Origin of the sequence: Streptomyces sp. CB02959 (assembly GCF_002803155.1) — a bacterium.
In the GTDB taxonomy this organism is placed as follows: Bacteria; Actinomycetota; Actinomycetes; order Streptomycetales; family Streptomycetaceae; genus Streptomyces.
The window spans coordinates 117,635-133,473 of record NZ_NNBP01000011.1; the positions used below are offsets into that span (position 1 = coordinate 117,635).

The 15,839-nt window shown below is 71.4% G+C and carries 12 protein-coding genes; 3 read left to right on the forward strand and 9 right to left on the reverse strand.

Annotated elements, in window-relative coordinates; translation table 11 throughout:
* Positions 1 to 105: 105 nt before the first annotated feature.
* The 7 genes from CG747_RS19400 to CG747_RS19430 all read right to left on the reverse strand — a co-directional run bounded on the left by CG747_RS19400 (position 106) and on the right by CG747_RS19430 (position 8,644).
* Complete coding sequence (locus tag CG747_RS19400) at positions 106 to 1,236, reverse strand: amidase domain-containing protein (protein ID WP_257980529.1); 1,131 nt, start codon at positions 1,234 to 1,236, stop codon at positions 106 to 108.
* A 171-nt stretch (positions 1,237 to 1,407) separates the two neighbouring features.
* On the reverse strand, positions 1,408 to 2,697 hold the full coding sequence (locus CG747_RS19405; RefSeq protein WP_100603025.1) for a hypothetical protein: 1,290 nt from the start codon (positions 2,695 to 2,697) through the stop codon (positions 1,408 to 1,410).
* A 66-nt stretch (positions 2,698 to 2,763) separates the two neighbouring features.
* Complete coding sequence (locus tag CG747_RS19410) at positions 2,764 to 5,031, reverse strand: transglycosylase domain-containing protein (RefSeq protein WP_374701790.1); 2,268 nt, start codon at positions 5,029 to 5,031, stop codon at positions 2,764 to 2,766.
* A 231-nt stretch (positions 5,032 to 5,262) separates the two neighbouring features.
* Positions 5,263 to 5,514 (reverse strand): hypothetical protein, encoded by a 252-nt coding sequence (locus CG747_RS19415; RefSeq protein WP_180985607.1) that lies wholly within the window; start codon positions 5,512 to 5,514, stop codon positions 5,263 to 5,265.
* A 268-nt stretch (positions 5,515 to 5,782) separates the two neighbouring features.
* Positions 5,783 to 6,919 carry an SPFH domain-containing protein gene (locus CG747_RS19420; RefSeq protein WP_100603026.1) on the reverse strand — a complete coding sequence of 379 codons (1,137 nt, stop codon included), beginning with the start codon at positions 6,917 to 6,919 and terminating at the stop codon, positions 5,783 to 5,785.
* Between the two features lie 139 nt (positions 6,920 to 7,058).
* Positions 7,059 to 7,565 (reverse strand): hypothetical protein, encoded by a 507-nt coding sequence (locus CG747_RS19425; RefSeq protein ID WP_100603027.1) that lies wholly within the window; start codon positions 7,563 to 7,565, stop codon positions 7,059 to 7,061.
* A 689-nt stretch (positions 7,566 to 8,254) separates the two neighbouring features.
* Positions 8,255 to 8,644, reverse strand: coding sequence for a PASTA domain-containing protein (locus CG747_RS19430; protein ID WP_257980530.1), 390 nt, complete (start codon positions 8,642 to 8,644; stop codon positions 8,255 to 8,257).
* Positions 8,645 to 8,875: 231 nt separating this feature from the next.
* On the opposite strand from CG747_RS19430, the gene efeU reads away from it, so the two are divergent.
* Entirely contained in the window at positions 8,876 to 11,095 is a 2,220-nt protein-coding gene (gene efeU / locus CG747_RS19435; protein WP_100603028.1) for an iron uptake transporter permease EfeU, read from the forward strand.
* A 140-nt stretch (positions 11,096 to 11,235) separates the two neighbouring features.
* A complete protein-coding gene (efeB, locus tag CG747_RS19440; RefSeq protein ID WP_100603029.1) occupies positions 11,236 to 12,510 on the forward strand; it encodes an iron uptake transporter deferrochelatase/peroxidase subunit in 1,275 nt (424 codons plus the stop codon).
* A 32-nt stretch (positions 12,511 to 12,542) separates the two neighbouring features.
* Here the strand turns inward: efeB and CG747_RS19445 are convergent, their stop codons facing one another.
* Together CG747_RS19445 and CG747_RS19450 are read right to left on the reverse strand one after the other, a co-directional pair.
* Positions 12,543 to 13,826, reverse strand: coding sequence for an acyl-CoA dehydrogenase (locus CG747_RS19445; protein ID WP_100603151.1), 1,284 nt, complete (start codon positions 13,824 to 13,826; stop codon positions 12,543 to 12,545).
* 204 nt (positions 13,827 to 14,030) lie between these two features.
* Positions 14,031 to 14,489 (reverse strand): Rrf2 family transcriptional regulator, encoded by a 459-nt coding sequence (locus CG747_RS19450; protein ID WP_100603030.1) that lies wholly within the window; start codon positions 14,487 to 14,489, stop codon positions 14,031 to 14,033.
* 444 nt (positions 14,490 to 14,933) lie between these two features.
* Here CG747_RS19450 and CG747_RS19455 point away from each other — a divergent pair, with 444 nt between their 5' ends.
* Complete coding sequence (locus CG747_RS19455) at positions 14,934 to 15,830, forward strand: glutathione S-transferase C-terminal domain-containing protein (RefSeq protein WP_100603031.1); 897 nt, start codon at positions 14,934 to 14,936, stop codon at positions 15,828 to 15,830.
* Positions 15,831 to 15,839: the final 9 nt, after the last annotated feature.

Below are 15,839 nucleotides of genomic sequence, written 5' to 3' on the forward strand. Positions count from 1 at the left end.
GTGAGCCATACAGATCGACGAGTGGCGGCGTTCCCGCCCGCACGGCGACAAGCATGGAGCGCCGGCGGTCAGGACCCTGCCGCCGAACGGAAGGGCGGGCGCGGCTCAGGTCCGGTAGGCGTAGTACGCGGCGCTCGGGTACGACGCGACCAGGCTGGCCACCGACCTGTTGTAGGTGTTGGTGGAGTGGTAGGTGACGTACGGCATGCCCTGCCGGCTGCGGTTGGTGACGATCATGGAGTGGTCCTTGGACCCGTCCCTGTCGAAGTCCAGCTGCAGTACGTCACCGATGTCCAACTGGTAGACGTTGGCGAGGCTGCTCGCCCGCTTGGAGGACAGGGCGAACCAGGAGAACTCGTTGACGCCGACGAAGGAGTCCGACTGGATCTCGGAGTTGCCGAACCACTTGTGGAAGTCCGTCGTGTAGCCGGGGACGTGCTGCCAACCGCCCGCCTTCAGTGCCTGGCTGACGAAGTTGGTGCAGTCCCCGCCGTCGCCGGCGCCGTTGAAGTCGGGGTAGTCCGGGTTGTATCTGCTCCAGTACGTCGTCGCGTAGGCCGCCATGGCGCGGTAGTCGTAGCCGGTGGCCGTGAAGTCCTTCGGGGCGGCCGGCGCGGGCCGGGTGGTGGCCGAGCGGGTCGCCGAGGGCGGGGTGTCGGAGGTGGTCGGCGCGGCGCCGAGCGGTTTGGCCACCTGGTTGACCGCGAGGTGGCCGCCGTCGGTGTCGCGGACCCCGGTCAGCTGCCAGTCACCCGTGCGGTCGGCCTGGAAGGTGAGTCGGTGGTGGGCCTGGAATCCGGTACTCCTGGGCTCGGTGCCCTTGGCCCCCTCGTACGCCAGGGTCGTGGTCTCGGTGACGTCGACCGTGGCCCGTCGCCCCGTCACCTCGGTGCGGTTCAGGGTGACTTCGGTACCGGCTCCGCTGTACTTCTCGCCGAGTTGGGCCAGGCGGGACTTGCGGGCGCGCAGTGCGTCGAGTGTCGAGCGCTCCTCGCGGGACTGCGTCGCGGACAGCCGCACCTTTCCGGTGAAGCGGGACGTCCGCCGCGGGGACGACTCCTGGTGCCCGCTCCGGGCGCCGTCGACCAGGGACTGCGTGCGGTCGGCGAAGACCGCATCGGCCAGGTGCTGGAATGCCGCCTTGGTGGCCGGGTCCACGGCCGGGTCGTCGGCGACCGCCGCGCTCGCGCTCCAGTTGGGGAGCCCGACGCCTGCGACCACTGAGGCTGCCGCCACCGCGATCACGGTGGCACGGCTCCGCCCGCGTCCTATTCTTCTCGATTTCAACGAAATTCCCCTCTATCTCGGTACACAGGCCGGACGGTCACATTTTTGCACGAGATGTGTGCATGTTGTGAAGGGGTGTGCGCGAGGGGAATCAGGCTGGTTCCGGGGTCACTTGGCGAGTCACTTGACGACCGTGGACCAGTCCGGTGACTGCGCCGGATCCAGCCCGCGCAGCCGCTGCAGCGTCTCGGGCCGCTGCGCGTCGAGCCAGTCGGCGAGCTCCTTGAAGGACACGCACCTGACGCCCTTCTTGGTGCAGGTGCCCTTGACCACCTTGTCGATGGCCTTCATGTAGATGCTGCCGTTCCAGTCCTCGAAGTGGTTGCCGATGAACAGCGGCGCCCGGCTGCCGTAGTAGACGCGGTTGAAGCCCGCCATGTAGGAGTCGACGGTCTGCTGCTCCCAGGTGGCGTACTTGGCCGGGTCGCCCTTGGTCTCGCCCTTGGACTGGTTGTAGAGGAAGTTGAAGTCCATCGACAGGCCCTGGTAGTTGCCGCCCGGGTACGGCAGCATCTGGAGCGGAAAGTCCCAGACGCCGTCCTTCTTGGCCGGCCATATCTGGAAGTCGCCGGGGGAGCTCGCGTCGTAGCGCCAGCCGTAGCTCTTCATGGCCTTGAGCAGGTTCGGCTGCCCCTCCAGGCAGGGGGCGCGCCCCCCGGTCACCTCCTTGCGGAAGTCGAACGGCAGGGCGGGAACGTCCCGATAGCCGGTGTTGGTCCGCCACTTCTCCACGAAGTCGTAGAACTGGTCGATCTCGCTCTTCCACTCCGCCACGCTCCAGTCACCGCCGCCCTTGGCGCCGCAGAAGTGGCCGTTGAAGTGGGTCCCGATCTCGTTGCCGTCCTGGTAGGCCGCGGCGAGCTGGGTCAGGGTGGTGCGGATGTGCTCGTCGGTGGGGTAGCTGATCGCGGCGGAGCCCACCGGGTGCCGGGGCGGGTGGTAGAGGTCCTGCTTGCTCTTGGGCAGCAGGTAGATGCCCGTGAGGAAGAAGGTCATGTGGGCGTCGTAGTCCTTGGCCAGCTCGCGGTAGTGCGAGAAGAGCCGCTCGTCGCCCTCCAGTGCGCCGTCCCAGGAGAAGACGACGAACTGCGGCGGCTGCTCGCCGGGTTTGAGCGGTTTCGCCGCCAACTGCTTCTTCTGCGGGCCGGTGTAGGAGGTCGATCCGTCGCCGAGGACCTTGGTCCTGCCGTCCCAGGCCGGCTCCTTGCTGGGCTGCGCCGGACTTCGGTCGGCCGACGTGCTCTTGCTGCCGGAGGACGCCACGGCATCGCCGTTGGGGTGGTCGAGCACCAGGTACCCCGCGACGGCCGAGCAGACGACGAGGGCGGCCGACGCGAGGACTGCGGAACGGGTGCGGACGGTGCGGCGGGGTGCGCGTGCCTTGCGGCGGCGACCTGGAGTCGACTTCATACGGGGCTCAAATCTGCGAGGGGGGTTCCAGTGCGGATGCGGTGCGGGTACGGGGTGGTCCGGCGGTCAGCGCGATGGGCTCATGAGGCTCGCCCAGATGCCGTAGGGAACGCTGTCGGCGGCGGTTCCGGCGAGCCCCTTCAGCGGCAGCGGTTCGAGGCTCTTGGCCAGGTCCATGCGGTAGACGACCACGGCGGTCGAGACGCTGCGGGCCGTGCCGACGTACCAGGCGGCGGTGTCGTCGCCGGTGGTGCCGGCCTTGCCGGACACCGCCGCCGTAGCGGGCGCGGCGCCCGGGTGGGCGGAGCGGAACGAGTCGGTGAGCGCCCGCGTCACCTCCTCGGCCACCTGAGGGGCGACCGCGCGGCCGGCCTCGGGGGAGTCCAGCCGCACGGCCGTGCCGTTCCGGGTGACGCGCTGCACGGAGTACGGCTCGACGTGCTGTCCAGCGGCGGCGAAGGTGGCGTAGCCGCCGGCCATGCGGATCGCACTCGGCGTGGAAGTGCCCAGGGACAGGGCGGGGACCTGGGGCCCCATGGTGGAGGGCAGCAGCCCGGCGGCCTGGGCCGTCTGCTTGACCTTGTCCAGTCCCGCGTCCATGCCCAGTTGCATGAAGGGGGTGTTCACCGAGTTGGCGAGCGCCTCGCGCAGCGTGATCCGGCCCCACGACTTCCGGCCGTCGTTGTGGGCGGCGACCTTCTTGCCGCCGCGGTCCCAGTAGGGGCCCTCCGGTGTGCTGACGGGCACGCCGTCGTCGCCGTCGTAGCGGGTCTGCGGGGTGACCTTCTCCCGGGGAGCGTCCCGTCGCTTGACGACGCCGTGTTCGAGGGCGGTGGCGTACACGAACGGCAGGAAGGCCGAACCGGCCGGTACCGTCGCGGCGTTGGACTCGTTGTAGCCCTGCTTCCGGTGGTCGGGGCCGCCGTAGACGGCGAGGATGCGGCCGTCGGTGGCCACCGACGCGATGCCGTAGTGGGCGGCGTCCGCGGTGTCCGGGTGGGTCTGCCGGGCCTTCTTGCGCGCCGCGGCCACCACGCCGTCGAGAGCCGCCTCCCGTTTGCGGTCGAAGGTGGTGTAGATCTGATAGCCGCCCAGGTCGAACTCCCTGGCCGGGATGTGCCCGGCCTTCTGGGCGTACTGGGAGGCGAGTTCGACGAGGTAGTCGGTCTGCTGGCCGGTGTCGTACAGCGGGTTCTGCTTGAGCGGCTCGGGGAAGACGCGGTACCCGGCCCGCTCGGACGGCGACAGCTTGCCGATCCGCACCATCCGGTCCAGGGTCCACTTCCAGCGCTCCACCGCCCGCTTGCGGTTGGCGGCGCCCAGTGTGGGGTCGTACAGGCCGGCGCCCTTGAGCAGCGAGGCCAGGAAGGCCGCCTGGCTCGCGTCGAGTTCGCTGACGTCCTTGCCGTAGTAGGCCTGCGCGGCGCGCTGGATGCCGTAGGTGCCGCGGCCGAACCAGCTGGTGTTGAGGTACCCTTCCAGGATCGCGTCCTTGCTCATCCGGTTGTCCAGTTTGAGCGCGATCATCGCCTCGGTGAACTTGCGGCCGAGGGTCTGGTCCTGGTTGAGGTAGACGTTCTTGACGTACTGCTGGGTGATGGTCGAGCCGCCCTGGGTGTCGCCTTGACCGACCGTGCGCCACAGGGCGCGGGTGAGGCCCTTGAACGAGACGCCGGGGTCGTCGTAGAAGTTCTCGTTCTCGGCCGCCAGCACGGCCCAGCGGACGTCCTCGGGTATCTCCTTCAGCGGCATCGCCTGCCGCTGGACCCATCCGGTGCGGGCCATGGGCGTGCCGTCGGACCAGAAGTACACGTTGTCCTGCTGGGTGGCGTACGCGTTGAGGTCCTTGGGTATGTCGGTGGCGGCGTAGGCGATGCCCAGGAACAGGCCGGTCAGCCCGACGGCCGTCGACGCGACGCCCAGCCACTGCCGCCAGGAGGGCGCCCAGCGGCGCCAACCGGTGCGGCCCGGACGCGGATAGCGCGGCCTGATCCGGCGGGCGTACGGCGACAGCCGCGCGACGAGGGCGCCAGGCAGCGCACCGATGCGTATTCGGTCGGAGGACGGCTGCGCGGCCTTGCGCGGGGCGGCCCGACCACCGGACTGCCCACCGGCCCGCCCACCGGACCGTTCCGGCAGCTGGGACGGCGCGGTCCCCTCGGACGCTGCGGGCGGTCGGAACCTCAGCCGTAACGTGCGCTCGGGGTCTGCGGGCGGAGCCGTCCGGACCTCGTCCCCTTCGCCGGTGAGGGGCTTTTGGGGCGTGATCCGTCGGCGGCCCGACGGCCTGTGGGTCTCATCCGGACCGCCCGGCTCCCGCCCAGTCGCTGTCACTCCGTCTTCCCTCCGCGCTACGCGGGTGACTCACACGGGGCGACGCAGCCGCCGCAGGCGCAACCGCCACCCCCCATCCCCCCCCAGCCACGCCGCAACCTTCACGACTTATACGAATCTATCAGTGGCCTTTTCGAAATCTCCTCGCAAAGCCCGAACATGGCATCACTTCAGACGGACCCGGCGGCCCCACCACCGTGTCCCCGCCTCCCACCAGCGGCGAGTGGCCCGTCAGAAGTGCCGGGTCAGCCAGTCGATCAGGAGGGTGTTGGCGCCTTCCGGGTCTTCGGGTCGGGTCCAGCGGCCGGTGTCGATCATCCGGCGTTCGAACTCCTCGAAGTACTGGAGCACGTTGTCGGTGAGCATCCGGTGGCAGATCGGGTCGTGGCGGGCGGCGATGAGCAGGGCCGGCACATCGGCCTTGGGGACGCTTCCGTCGGGGAACAGCGCGGTGTGCACCTCCCCGGTCTGGAAGTGCGCCACGTAGTTCCGTGGGCCGTAGAACCGGCCCCTCCCCAGGGCCGTCGCGCGCCCGGTACCGGCCCGCGGGCCAGGCATCCGGCATGCCTGGCCCGGGGGTTGAGCGGTAGGCCGGTGGCCCAGGGAGCCGGACGCGGTCGGGTAGGCGCACCGAGGGGCTGCCGGACGCGGAATCGTTCCGGTCCGGCAGCCCCTAGGGGAGGACATGGATCAGCTCGACAGTGCTGCTGCGCCCCTTTCCCGCATAGCGTCAACTGCCCTTGCTCCACCTCTACTCGGTGACTTCGATCCTGCCGTTGGGGGAGGCCGCCGCCGCGGCGGCGGTGGTGCCGGGTGCGGTGCTGCCATCGCGGCCCCCGGTCACCCGCTTCAGCATGCTCGCCAGGTCGACCCCCGCGACGGAGTCGAGGAGTTCCACGCCCTGGGCGACGTTGTTCGCGACGGTACGGGGCAGCTGGCCCGCGCCGTCGGTGGAGATGACGGTCAACTTGTCCACGGCGCCCAGTGGTTCGGACGCCTTGGCGACGACCTGCGGGAGGACCTCGACCAGCATCTGGAGGACGGCCGCGTCGCCGTAGCGGGCGAAGGCGTCGGCCTTCTTGTGCATCGCGTCGGCCTCCGCGGTTCCCTTTGAGGCCGCCGCGGCCTCGGTCTCGACCCGGATCTCGGCCTGCCTGAGGTAGAGCGTCCGCTCCGCGACCGCGATCTCCTCGGCGGCCTTCAGACGTGCCTGTTCCGACACCCGCTGGGCGTTCGCCTCGGCGATGTCCGCCTCCTGGCGGGCCCGAGCGGCCTCCGGGCGGCCCAGGTCCTCCAGGTAGGAGCCCTCGGTGGTGATGTCCTGGATCTGGTACGCGTCGAGGATCAGGCCCTGCCCGGACAGGCTGGCCTCCGCCTCCTCGGCGACCTGCCCGGCGAACGCGGCCCGGTCGCGGATGATGTCCTCGACCGACATCCGGCCGACGATCGCCCGCAGCGCACCCGACAGCACCTCCTGGGTGAACCTGACGATGCCGTCCTGCTGCTGGAGGAAGCGCTGCGCCGCGGCCCGTATCGCGTCCTCACTGCCGCCGACCTTGACGATCGCGACGCCGTCGAGGTTGGCCTTCACCCCGCGCAGCGTGACCGCGCCGCGCACCGCCATCGGCAGGTGCCGACTGGAGAGGTCCAGGGAGAAGCGCTGCTGGACGAACGGGACGACGAAGACGCCGCCTCCGACGACGACCTTCTGGCCGCTGTTGTCGACGCTGACCCGGCCGGTCTCCGGGTCGGTGGACTTCTGGCCGCGGCGGCCGGTGATGATGAATGCCTCGTTCGGCCCGGCGACCTTGTAGCGGGTGATCACTACCAGGGCGAGCAACACGACGAGGACGACGGCGCCCATGACGGCGACGATGGCTGAACTCATGACGAATCCCCCCTGCCTTCCTGGGGGTAGGCAGATCAAGATGATGGTTTGCGTTCCCGGTCCGGCGGGGTGCGCCGGGTCCGGGGGAGTGGGGCGGGTCCGGGCCCGCATCGGCGGTCGGGTCGGGCCCCGCCCCGGCTCAGCGTTCGACGGGACGGACCGACACCGAGGTGGACGAGAGCGATGCCTCGACCCAGATCTCGGCACCGCGGGCCACGGGATCGGCGCTCCGGGCCGCCAGCTTCACGGGATGCCCGGCGAGGCGCAGCAGCACCTCGCCGTACCCGTCGGCGGGGATCGCGGTGACCACCGACCCGGCGGTACCCACCAGGTCTTCCCGGCGTGGCGCGGAGCCGGTGCGGTCGCGCATCAGTGCCCGGCTGAACTTCCAGGTGGCGCCCCCGGCCGCGGCCCCCGCCGCCAGCCCGATGCCGATGGCAGGCCAGGCGCCGAGCCCGGTGCAGCCCCACACGATCGCGCCGGCGAACCCGAACATCGACAGGAAGCCGGCGATGACCGGCAGGGACAGCAGCCCGTCGAGCCCGTCCAGCACGCCGCCGAACAGCCCCTCCAGCACCCCGTCGAAGATCAGCGAGAGTGCGAGCACGGCGATCCTTCCGATACCGAGACCAAGACACCAGGCCATGCGCAGCCCTCCCGTACTCGCTCATTCCGCTCGAACGGGGATGGTCGTCACACGCGGCGGGGGCGCCGCACATTGCCGTATCCCGGCAATCTTTACGCGCTCTTGATGTACAGCAACGCGCGCCGACCGGCTTCGGCAGTTTTTTCCGTCTGCTCCCGACTTACCCCTTGACTCTGGGCGAAACGGGAGGAAACTGGTGTTTACCCAGAAAACCGAAGAGCCCCACCGTCGACAAAGACGTTTGTTGGCAGGCGACCCTTGAATGGCTCTGGTTAGGCCCCCGGAAGCCCCGCGAACCGGAGCCTCAGCGACGACTGAGGTAGATGGTGGCGATGAGGACTCCCGGGGACTGTGTTGTCCGGGGTGGTGTGGGGGGTGTGCGGCTGCTCCGCCGCCCGCGATGAGTCGATCTTCATCCTCATCCCCATCCTCATCTCCACCCCCACTCCGCTCCGCCCCCCTTCCCGTCCTGATCGCCGCATCGCGCCGAGTGTCGCGCTGACCCGCGACCTCGGCGCCTGGTTCGTGCGGGTCCAGGGTGGACGTCCCGCTCGGAGGCCGTACGCCCCGGGATCTTCGGGGCCGCCGGGCGTACCACCTCATCGTGTGTCCGCGGGCCTTGCGTGCCTCAATGACAATGCGGCGTGCGGGATTTGAGCTCTGGTCAGGTCGGGACCTTCGGCCCCGGGTTACCGTCCGGCGTCGCAGGACTCGTGGGCCTTGACCACGGTGAGGGTGATCGGCCGGTGCGAGAACGGGGTGCCGGCCTTGGGGTGCTGGTCGCAGACCTTCCAGCTGCCGGGCCACAGGACGTGGCGTCCGGCGCCCCGACCGTCCTTGAGGCGGACGGCGGTGTCGTATTTGAGCGCCTGGTAGGCGGCGACGAGTCCTTTGCCGCTGACGTCGGGCATGGTGTCGCCGTCGGCGTGTGCCGGACCGGCCGCGGCGAGGGCGGCCAGGGTGAGGGCTGTGGTGACGAAGGGTGCGAGGGGTGCCAGGCGCCCGCGGGGAGGGCGGAGGCGGGGGATGCGCGTTCTGGGCTTGATGTGTGCTGTGTTCTTGATGTCCGTGTTGTTCATGTCTGGAGAACGCGCGGTGGGGGTGGTGGTCACGACGGATCGTCAGGTGGCCGGGCGGGGTGAGGTGGGGGGTGTCGGTGGGGGCGCGTGGGGCCTGAGCTAGGGTCGTTATCCGTCCGTGACTATGCGACTACAGCGATGTAGACATCTTCAGATCGTCTGACTAAGGTATGCCTTCGCTAACTGAGGTAAGGCATACCGGCGCGGTTGTGCGGGCCGGAGAGGACGACTATGTGGGACGACGCGTTTCCGAGCTTCTTGATCGGGTTGAGGGAAGGTCTAGAAGCCGGACTCATCGTTTCGATCCTCGTGGCCACACTCGTCCGGGCCGGGGCCAAGTCCCGTCTCCCGCAGGTGTGGACCGGTGTACTGGCCGCGATCGCGCTCGCCATGAGCTTCGGCGCGGTGCTCACGTTCACCGCCGCCTCGCTCTCGGCCACCGCGCAGGAAGCGTTCGGCGGCACGTTGAGCGTCATCGCGGTCGCGTTCGTCACCGCGATGGTCTTCTGGATGCGGCGTTCCGCGCGCAGCCTCTCCGGTGAGATCAAGGAGAAGGTCACCGGGGCGCTCGCCATGGGCGCGGGCATGCTGGTCGTCACCTCCTTCCTGGCCGTGGGCCGGGAGGGGCTGGAGACCGCGCTGTTCCTGTGGACCACGGCGCGGGCGGCGGGCGAATCCGCCGGGCCGATGATCGGCGCCGGGATCGGCCTGGTCATCGCGGCGGGGCTCTGCTGGGGCCTCTACCGCCGGGTGCTCAAGATCAACCTCACCAAGTTCTTCACCGCGACCGGTGTCGTGCTCATCGTCATCGCCGCCGGTGTCCTGGGGTACGGCCTGCGGGACCTCCAGGAGGGCGGTGTCCTGCCCGGCAAGGCCGCGTTCGCCTTCGACCTCAGCCAGACCATCGACCCGAACGCCTGGTACACCACCCTGGTGCAGGGTGTCTTCAACCTGATGCCGGCCATGACATGGCTGCAGATCGGTGCGTACGTGGCGTACCTCGTCATCGTGATGACGCTGTTCGTCCGCGGGGTGCGGTCCGCCGCGAAGCCGGCCCCGGCGCCGCGTCCGGCCACGGAGAAGGCGGCGGCGGACAAGCCGGTCGAGGAGAAGCCGGTCGAGGACAAGCCGGTCGAGGAGAAGGCGGCGGACGAGGCTGTCGTCGAGAAGGCCGACGCTGCGCAGGGCGCTGCTGCGGAGGCCGGTGCGGCGGAGGACGGTTCGGCGGGCGGCGACGCCCCCGAGTCGGAGTCCGCGGTGGAGCCTGCGGAGGCGCCGGCCGGTGCGGGGCGGAAGCGGCCCGGCTGGCTGCTGCCGGTCGCCGTGGTGGCCGTGCCCGCCGTCGTCGCGGGCGGGATCGTCGCCTTCGGCAAGTCCAAGCCCGCCGGGGCACCGACCATCGCGGTGTCCGAGAAGGAGTGCGGCAAGGGCTTCACCGCGCCCAAGCCGGGGCGGCAGACCTTCCAGATGCAGAACACCGGCGACAAGACCTCCGAGGTGTACCTCGTCGACCCCTCGACCAACGCGGTCTACGGCGAGATCGAGGGCCTGGCCCCCGGCACCACCCGCGACCTGGTCGCCACCATCGCCGGCGGTTCGTACGCCTGGCGCTGTGTGCCCACCGGCGGCAAGGCGGTCACCTCGGCCGCCGTGCGGGTCAGCGGCGGAGGCGGCGCCAAGGCCGTCGTGCCGGTCGCCGAGGAGGACCTCGCCGGGCCGCTGCGCGCCTACAAGCAGTACGTCGACCGCGGCCTGGCCACGCTCACCGACCAGACCCAGAAGCTCAGCGACGACCTCGCGGGCGGCGACCTGGACGGCGCGCGGACCGACTGGCTCACCGCGCACCGCACGTACTCCTCGCTGGGCGCCGCCTACGGCACGTTCGAGGACTTCGACAAGAAGATCAACGGGCGGGCCGACGGGCTCCCGGGCGGTGTGCACGACAAGGACTTCAGCGGCTTCCACCGGATCGAGTACGGGCTGTGGCACGGTGCGTCCGCGGATGAGCTGAGCGGCCCGGCGCAGCAGCTGCACGACGCGGTGGTGGGGCTGCGGAAGGCGTTCCCCACCCAGGACTTCGACCCCGGTGACCTGCCGCTGCGGACCCACGAGATCCTGGAGAACACCCTCCAGTTCGAGCTGACCGGCGACACCGACCAGGGCAGCGGCACCAACCTCGCCACCGCCGACGCCAACCTCACCGGCACCCGGGAACTCCTCGACGTCCTGCGCCCGCTGATCGCCAAGCGCGAGCCGCAGCTGCTGGCGTCCATCGAGAGCGACATCGCCCGGATGCAGAAGCTCCTCGACGACGCGCACCACGACGGAACGTGGACGCCGGTCGAGAAGCTCGACGCCACCGCCCGGCAGCGGCTGAACGGGATCACCGGGCAGCTGCTGGAGCACCTGGCGCCGGTGCCGGACCTCCTGGAGATCCGGAAGTCCGCCTGACCCTCCCGAGGGCCGGGACGCCCGGACGCCCGCGCACACCGCGGGACGCACCGGGCGCCCCGCCCGACGGCCCCCGAACCATCCGCCCCACCCGCAGCTACACCGCACCACCCCATGCACGCTCCGAAGGGAACCACGAGATGTCCGCCGAAACGCCCGGCCCCCAGGGTCGCTGTCCCGCCGACCGGCGCTCGTTCGTGAAGACCGCGCTGGGCGCCGGCGCGGCCGGTGCGGTGCTGGCCGGCGGCGGCTTCGCGCTGAGCCAGAGCAACGCCGGTACGGCGCAGGCCGCCGACACCGCCGACGCCGGGAAGGTGCCGTTCCACGGCACCCATCAGGCGGGCATCCTCACCCCGCAGCCGGCCGCCGCCGCCTTCGTCTCGCTCAACGTCATCGCGGACAACCGCAAGGAACTCACCGACCTGCTGCGGACGATCACCGAACGCGCCCGCTTCCTGACCGCCGGCGGCGCCCCGCAGGACCTCGGCGTCGGTGCCCCGCCGTCCGACAACGGGATCCTCGGGCCGGTCGTCCCGGCCGACGCGCTGACCGTCACGGTCGGCGTGGGCGCCTCGCTCTTCGACGACCGCTACGGCCTGGCCAAGGCCAAGCCGCGCAAGCTCGTCCCGATGCGGACCTTCCCCAACGACAACCTCCAGGCCGCCGAGTGCCACGGCGACCTCTCGCTGCAGATCTGCGCCGAGCGCCAGGACACCGTGCTGCACGCGCTGCGCGACATCGCCCGGCACACCCGCGGCGGGATGCAGATCAAGTGGCGCATCGACGGCTTCCAGAACGCGCCCCGGCCCAGCGGCACCCAGCGCAACCTGCTCGGCTTCAAGGACGGCATAGCCAACCCCGACGTGAAGTCCGGGCGCGAGATGGAGCGCCTGGTCTGGGTCGGCGACGGCGACGGTGAGCCCGCCTGGACCACCGGCGGCAGCTACCAGGTCATCCGGGTCATCCGGATGCTGGTGGAGTTCTGGGACCGGGTCTCGCTGGCCGAGCAGGAGAAGATGTTCGGCCGCCGCAAGGACACCGGTGCCCCGCTGGACGGCGCGGGCGAGTTCGACGTGCCCGCGTACCACAAGGACCCGCACGGCACCGCGATCCCGCTCGACGCGCACATCCGGCTCGCCAACCCGCGGACCGCGAAGACCGACGACACCCGGATCCTGCGCCGCGGCTACAACTACGACCGGGGCGTCGACAACGTCGGCAACCTGGACATGGGGCTGGCCTTCTGCTGCTACCAGCAGGACGTCCGCCGCCAGTTCGAGGCCACCCAGGAGCGGCTGATCGACGAGCCGCTGGTGGACTACATCTCGCCGACCGGCGGCGGCTACTTCTTCGCGCTGCCGGGCGTGCGGGACGACTCGGACTGGCTCGGCCGGAGCCTGCTGGCCGCCGTCTGAGACCCCCGCCGCCCGACGTCCGCCGCCGACCCTCAGATCCGCAGGGTCAGCGGCGGATGCGTGCCGTTGAGGTAGTGGTCGCCGATGGCCCGGAGGCTGTGCGCGGCCGACCGCTGGGCGGTCAGCACGCGGGCGTTCCGCCAGAACCGGTCGAAGCCCGGATCGCCGGCGGTGGCGTCGGCGGTGGCGGTCAGCTCCAGGATGCGGGTGGTGATCTGCAGGGCCGACTGGCCGGTGACCGCCTCGGCCGCGGCGACCAGCACCGCGATGTCGGCGCGCTCGTTGACGCCCAGCTCCTGCCCCATCAACAGGCCTCGAGCCAACGCCTCGGTGGCCGGCTCCACGACGGCCGCGGCGGTGTGTGCGGCGGCGACCAGTTCGCCGTAGGCCAGCAGCAGGTAGGGGTCGCCGCCCGGCTGCTCGGCGTAGGGGGCCGGGAGGGCGTCGGCGGCCTGCCAGGTGCGGGGGGCGGCGCGGCTGAGGTCGCGGGCCTCGGCGAGCGCCCCTTCGGCGATGCCCAGCGCGACATGGACGAGGGCCAGCCGCAGGGCCAGCGGCGCGAGGGTGGCGTACGGGGTGATGTGCTGCTCGTCGTGGGAGGTGGTGCCGAGGATCCGCTCGGTCGGCACCGGCACGGCGTCGAAGGTGATGTTCCCGGCGCCGGTGAGGCGCTGGCCCAGGCGGTCGTGGGCCGGGTCGGTGGTGACGCCGGGGTGGGTCGGGTCGACCAGTGCGACCAGCCAGTCGCCGGTCTCCGCGCAGGCGGCGCCGACGACCAGGCGGTCGGCCACGGTGACGCCGGCGGCGAACGACCGGCGGCCGTGCAGGAGGTAGCCGGATCCGTGCGGGGTGAGGGTGAGGTCGGGGGCGGTGCCCGAGGTGGGCGGTTCGGCGTCGGCCGCCGGGTCGCCGGCGTCGCCGGCCAGCAGCCAGTGCTCGTCCGCCACCCGGCGTTCGAGCGCGTCGGCCTGGTGCGAGGTGCCGAAGAACCGGGCGCTCCAGGTGAGGGCGTAGTGGCGGGCGAGGAGTTCGCCGATGGAGCTGTCGGCGGCCGCGATCTCGCGGATGACCGCACAGGCGGTGCGCCAGTCGCTGCCGCCGCGGAGCGGGCCGGGCGGGGTGAGCAGGGCCGGCAGGCCGGCCTCGCGCAGCCGGGACAGCTCGTCGAAGGGCGGCTTCCCGGCCCGGTCGCGGATCAGTGCGTCGACGGCGAGGTCGTCGGCGAGTTCCCGGGTGACGCGCGGCCAGATCTCCTCCTCCGCAGGGGGGCCGGCGTGCGGCGGGGCGGCGGGGCGTGTTGCGGACCTCTTCGGCATGGCGCCGTTCACCGTCCTCGTCGGCTGGAACCGGGGCGGTGGCCGCCCCCGGTCGGGCTTACCCGGGCTTCACTTTCCTAGTTTTCCCACTGGATTAGTAGGGAATACGCATGATGCTGTCGAACTCCGGCTCCGGGCAAGGGCTGTTCAAGGGGTGGACGGAACGTGGTCGTATTTCGGACGTGCGTGCGCCCGCACGGTCCGCTACGGGTTCGTCCAGGAGGCCGGGTCGCGGGTCAGCGCCGAGACGCCGCTGGGGAGTTCGGCGGACGCCACATCGGCCAGCGAGACGCCGTCGAGGATCTGCCGGACGTTGGCCCGCAGCGCGATCCACAGCGGGAGCAGCGACTCGGCGGGGCCGGTGTACGACAACTCCGGCGGCCGTACGCCCCGTACGGACACCAGCGGACCGTCCACGACGCGGATCACATCGGCGATGCTGATGTCCTTCGGGGCCTTGGCGAGGCGGTAACCGCCGTTGCCGCCGCGCTGGCTGAGGACCAGACCGCCGCGCCGCATGTCGTTCAGGATGCCTTCGAGGAACTTGTGCGGGATGTCCTGGGCCTCGGCGATGGCCTCCGCCTTGAGCGGGCCCCCGTCCCGGGCGTGCGCGAGTTGCAGTGCGGCGCGCACCGCGTAGTCCGCTCTGGCTGAAATCCGCATGCCCGCATTATCCCCGAGCGGATCGGGGCGGGTACGCGGGGCGCTCCCGCACAGGGCACGCGCCGAGCACCTCACCACCGGAATCACACCGGCGCACCACCCTTGACGCAGCCCGGTGCCACCTCGACACTCAAGGGCGGGAACCCTAGTGAACGGGTGGGAAACCATGGGGCGCACAGAGCGGGACGGTGATTGCGCGGCACGCGCGGACCGGCCGCTTCCCCTCCTCACCTCCCGTCGCCACATCGATCTGCTGCGCGTCTGCAGCGCGGCCTAGTCCCCCCACGAGGCGCCGCCGGGCCGGTTCCCCGACGCCGCGCCACCCTCCCGGGCCCGGACCCCTGCCCGGCGCCACCGCGCGGACGCCCGTCCACGCCCGCCCGCGAACGCCGCCAGGTGCCCGCCCGCACGTCCACGCACCGGACCTCGCACCCAGGGACTCGTATGACCACCACCCCCGCCGCATCCGCCGGCGAGCCGTCCGCCACCGCCGCGACGGCCTTCCGGGGCCGCATCGGCTCCGACGTCCGCAGCGGCCACTACCCCGTCCCGCACCGCTACCGCCTGTACCTCTCCCCGTCGTGCCCGCACTGTCTGGGCATCGCCCTCACCCACAGCCTGCTCGACCTCGGCGACACCCTCCCGGTGACGCTGCTCCCCGCCGTCCCCGACACCCCGGACTGCGGATACGCCGCGCTGCGCCCCCTGTACGAGGCCAGCGCGCACCAGTACCGCGGACCGGCCACCGTCCCGGTGCTCAGCGACGACTGGACCGGACGGATCGTCAGCACCCACGCCCCCGACATCCTCCGCGACCTGGCCGAGCGGTTCGGCACCCGCGGTCCGGCCCTGTACCCGGCCGCCGACCGGGACGCCATCGACGCGCTCGCGCACCGCTGCGAGCAGGGCATCAACCAGGCCGCCCAGCTCGCCGGCCGCCTCGGCAGCGACCACTCCGGCTACGAGACCGCCCTGGACACCCTGCTCGGCACGCTCGCCTCACTGGAACGGCGACTGGCCGACCGCCCCTACCTGCTGGGACCCGAACTCACCGCCGCCGACGTGCAGTTGTGGGTGACCCTGGTCCAACTCGACACCGTCCACCGCTGGCACCTCGACGCCGCGGCCGTGCAGCGCATCGCCGGCCACCGCCGCCTGTGGTCCTACGCCCGCCGACTGGCCGCCCGGCCCGCCTTCGGCCGCCACCTCGACCTGGACGCCATCGCCCGCCGCCACCACGCCCGCTGCCAGGGCCGGGAGGCCGCCGGGGCGGCCGTCCAGATCGTCGACTGGACGACGGCACACACCCCGGGCCGGCACGTCAGCCCGGCCCCGCACTGACCGCCCGCC

Coding starts and splice junctions, on each gene's coding strand:
- CG747_RS19425 (WP_100603027.1), bottom strand. CDS start 7,565: ATGGCCTGGTGTCTTGGTCTCGGTATCGGAAGGATCGCCGTGCTCGCA.
- efeU (WP_100603028.1), top strand. CDS start 8,876: ATGTGGGACGACGCGTTTCCGAGCTTCTTGATCGGGTTGAGGGAAGGT.
- CG747_RS19455 (WP_100603031.1), top strand. CDS start 14,934: ATGACCACCACCCCCGCCGCATCCGCCGGCGAGCCGTCCGCCACCGCC.
- CG747_RS19430 (WP_257980530.1), bottom strand. CDS start 8,644: ATGAACAACACGGACATCAAGAACACAGCACACATCAAGCCCAGAACG.
- CG747_RS19405 (WP_100603025.1), bottom strand. CDS start 2,697: ATGAAGTCGACTCCAGGTCGCCGCCGCAAGGCACGCGCACCCCGCCGC.
- efeB (WP_100603029.1), top strand. CDS start 11,236: ATGTCCGCCGAAACGCCCGGCCCCCAGGGTCGCTGTCCCGCCGACCGG.
- CG747_RS19420 (WP_100603026.1), bottom strand. CDS start 6,919: ATGAGTTCAGCCATCGTCGCCGTCATGGGCGCCGTCGTCCTCGTCGTG.
- CG747_RS19445 (WP_100603151.1), bottom strand. CDS start 13,826: ATGCCGAAGAGGTCCGCAACACGCCCCGCCGCCCCGCCGCACGCCGGC.
- CG747_RS19450 (WP_100603030.1), bottom strand. CDS start 14,489: ATGCGGATTTCAGCCAGAGCGGACTACGCGGTGCGCGCCGCACTGCAA.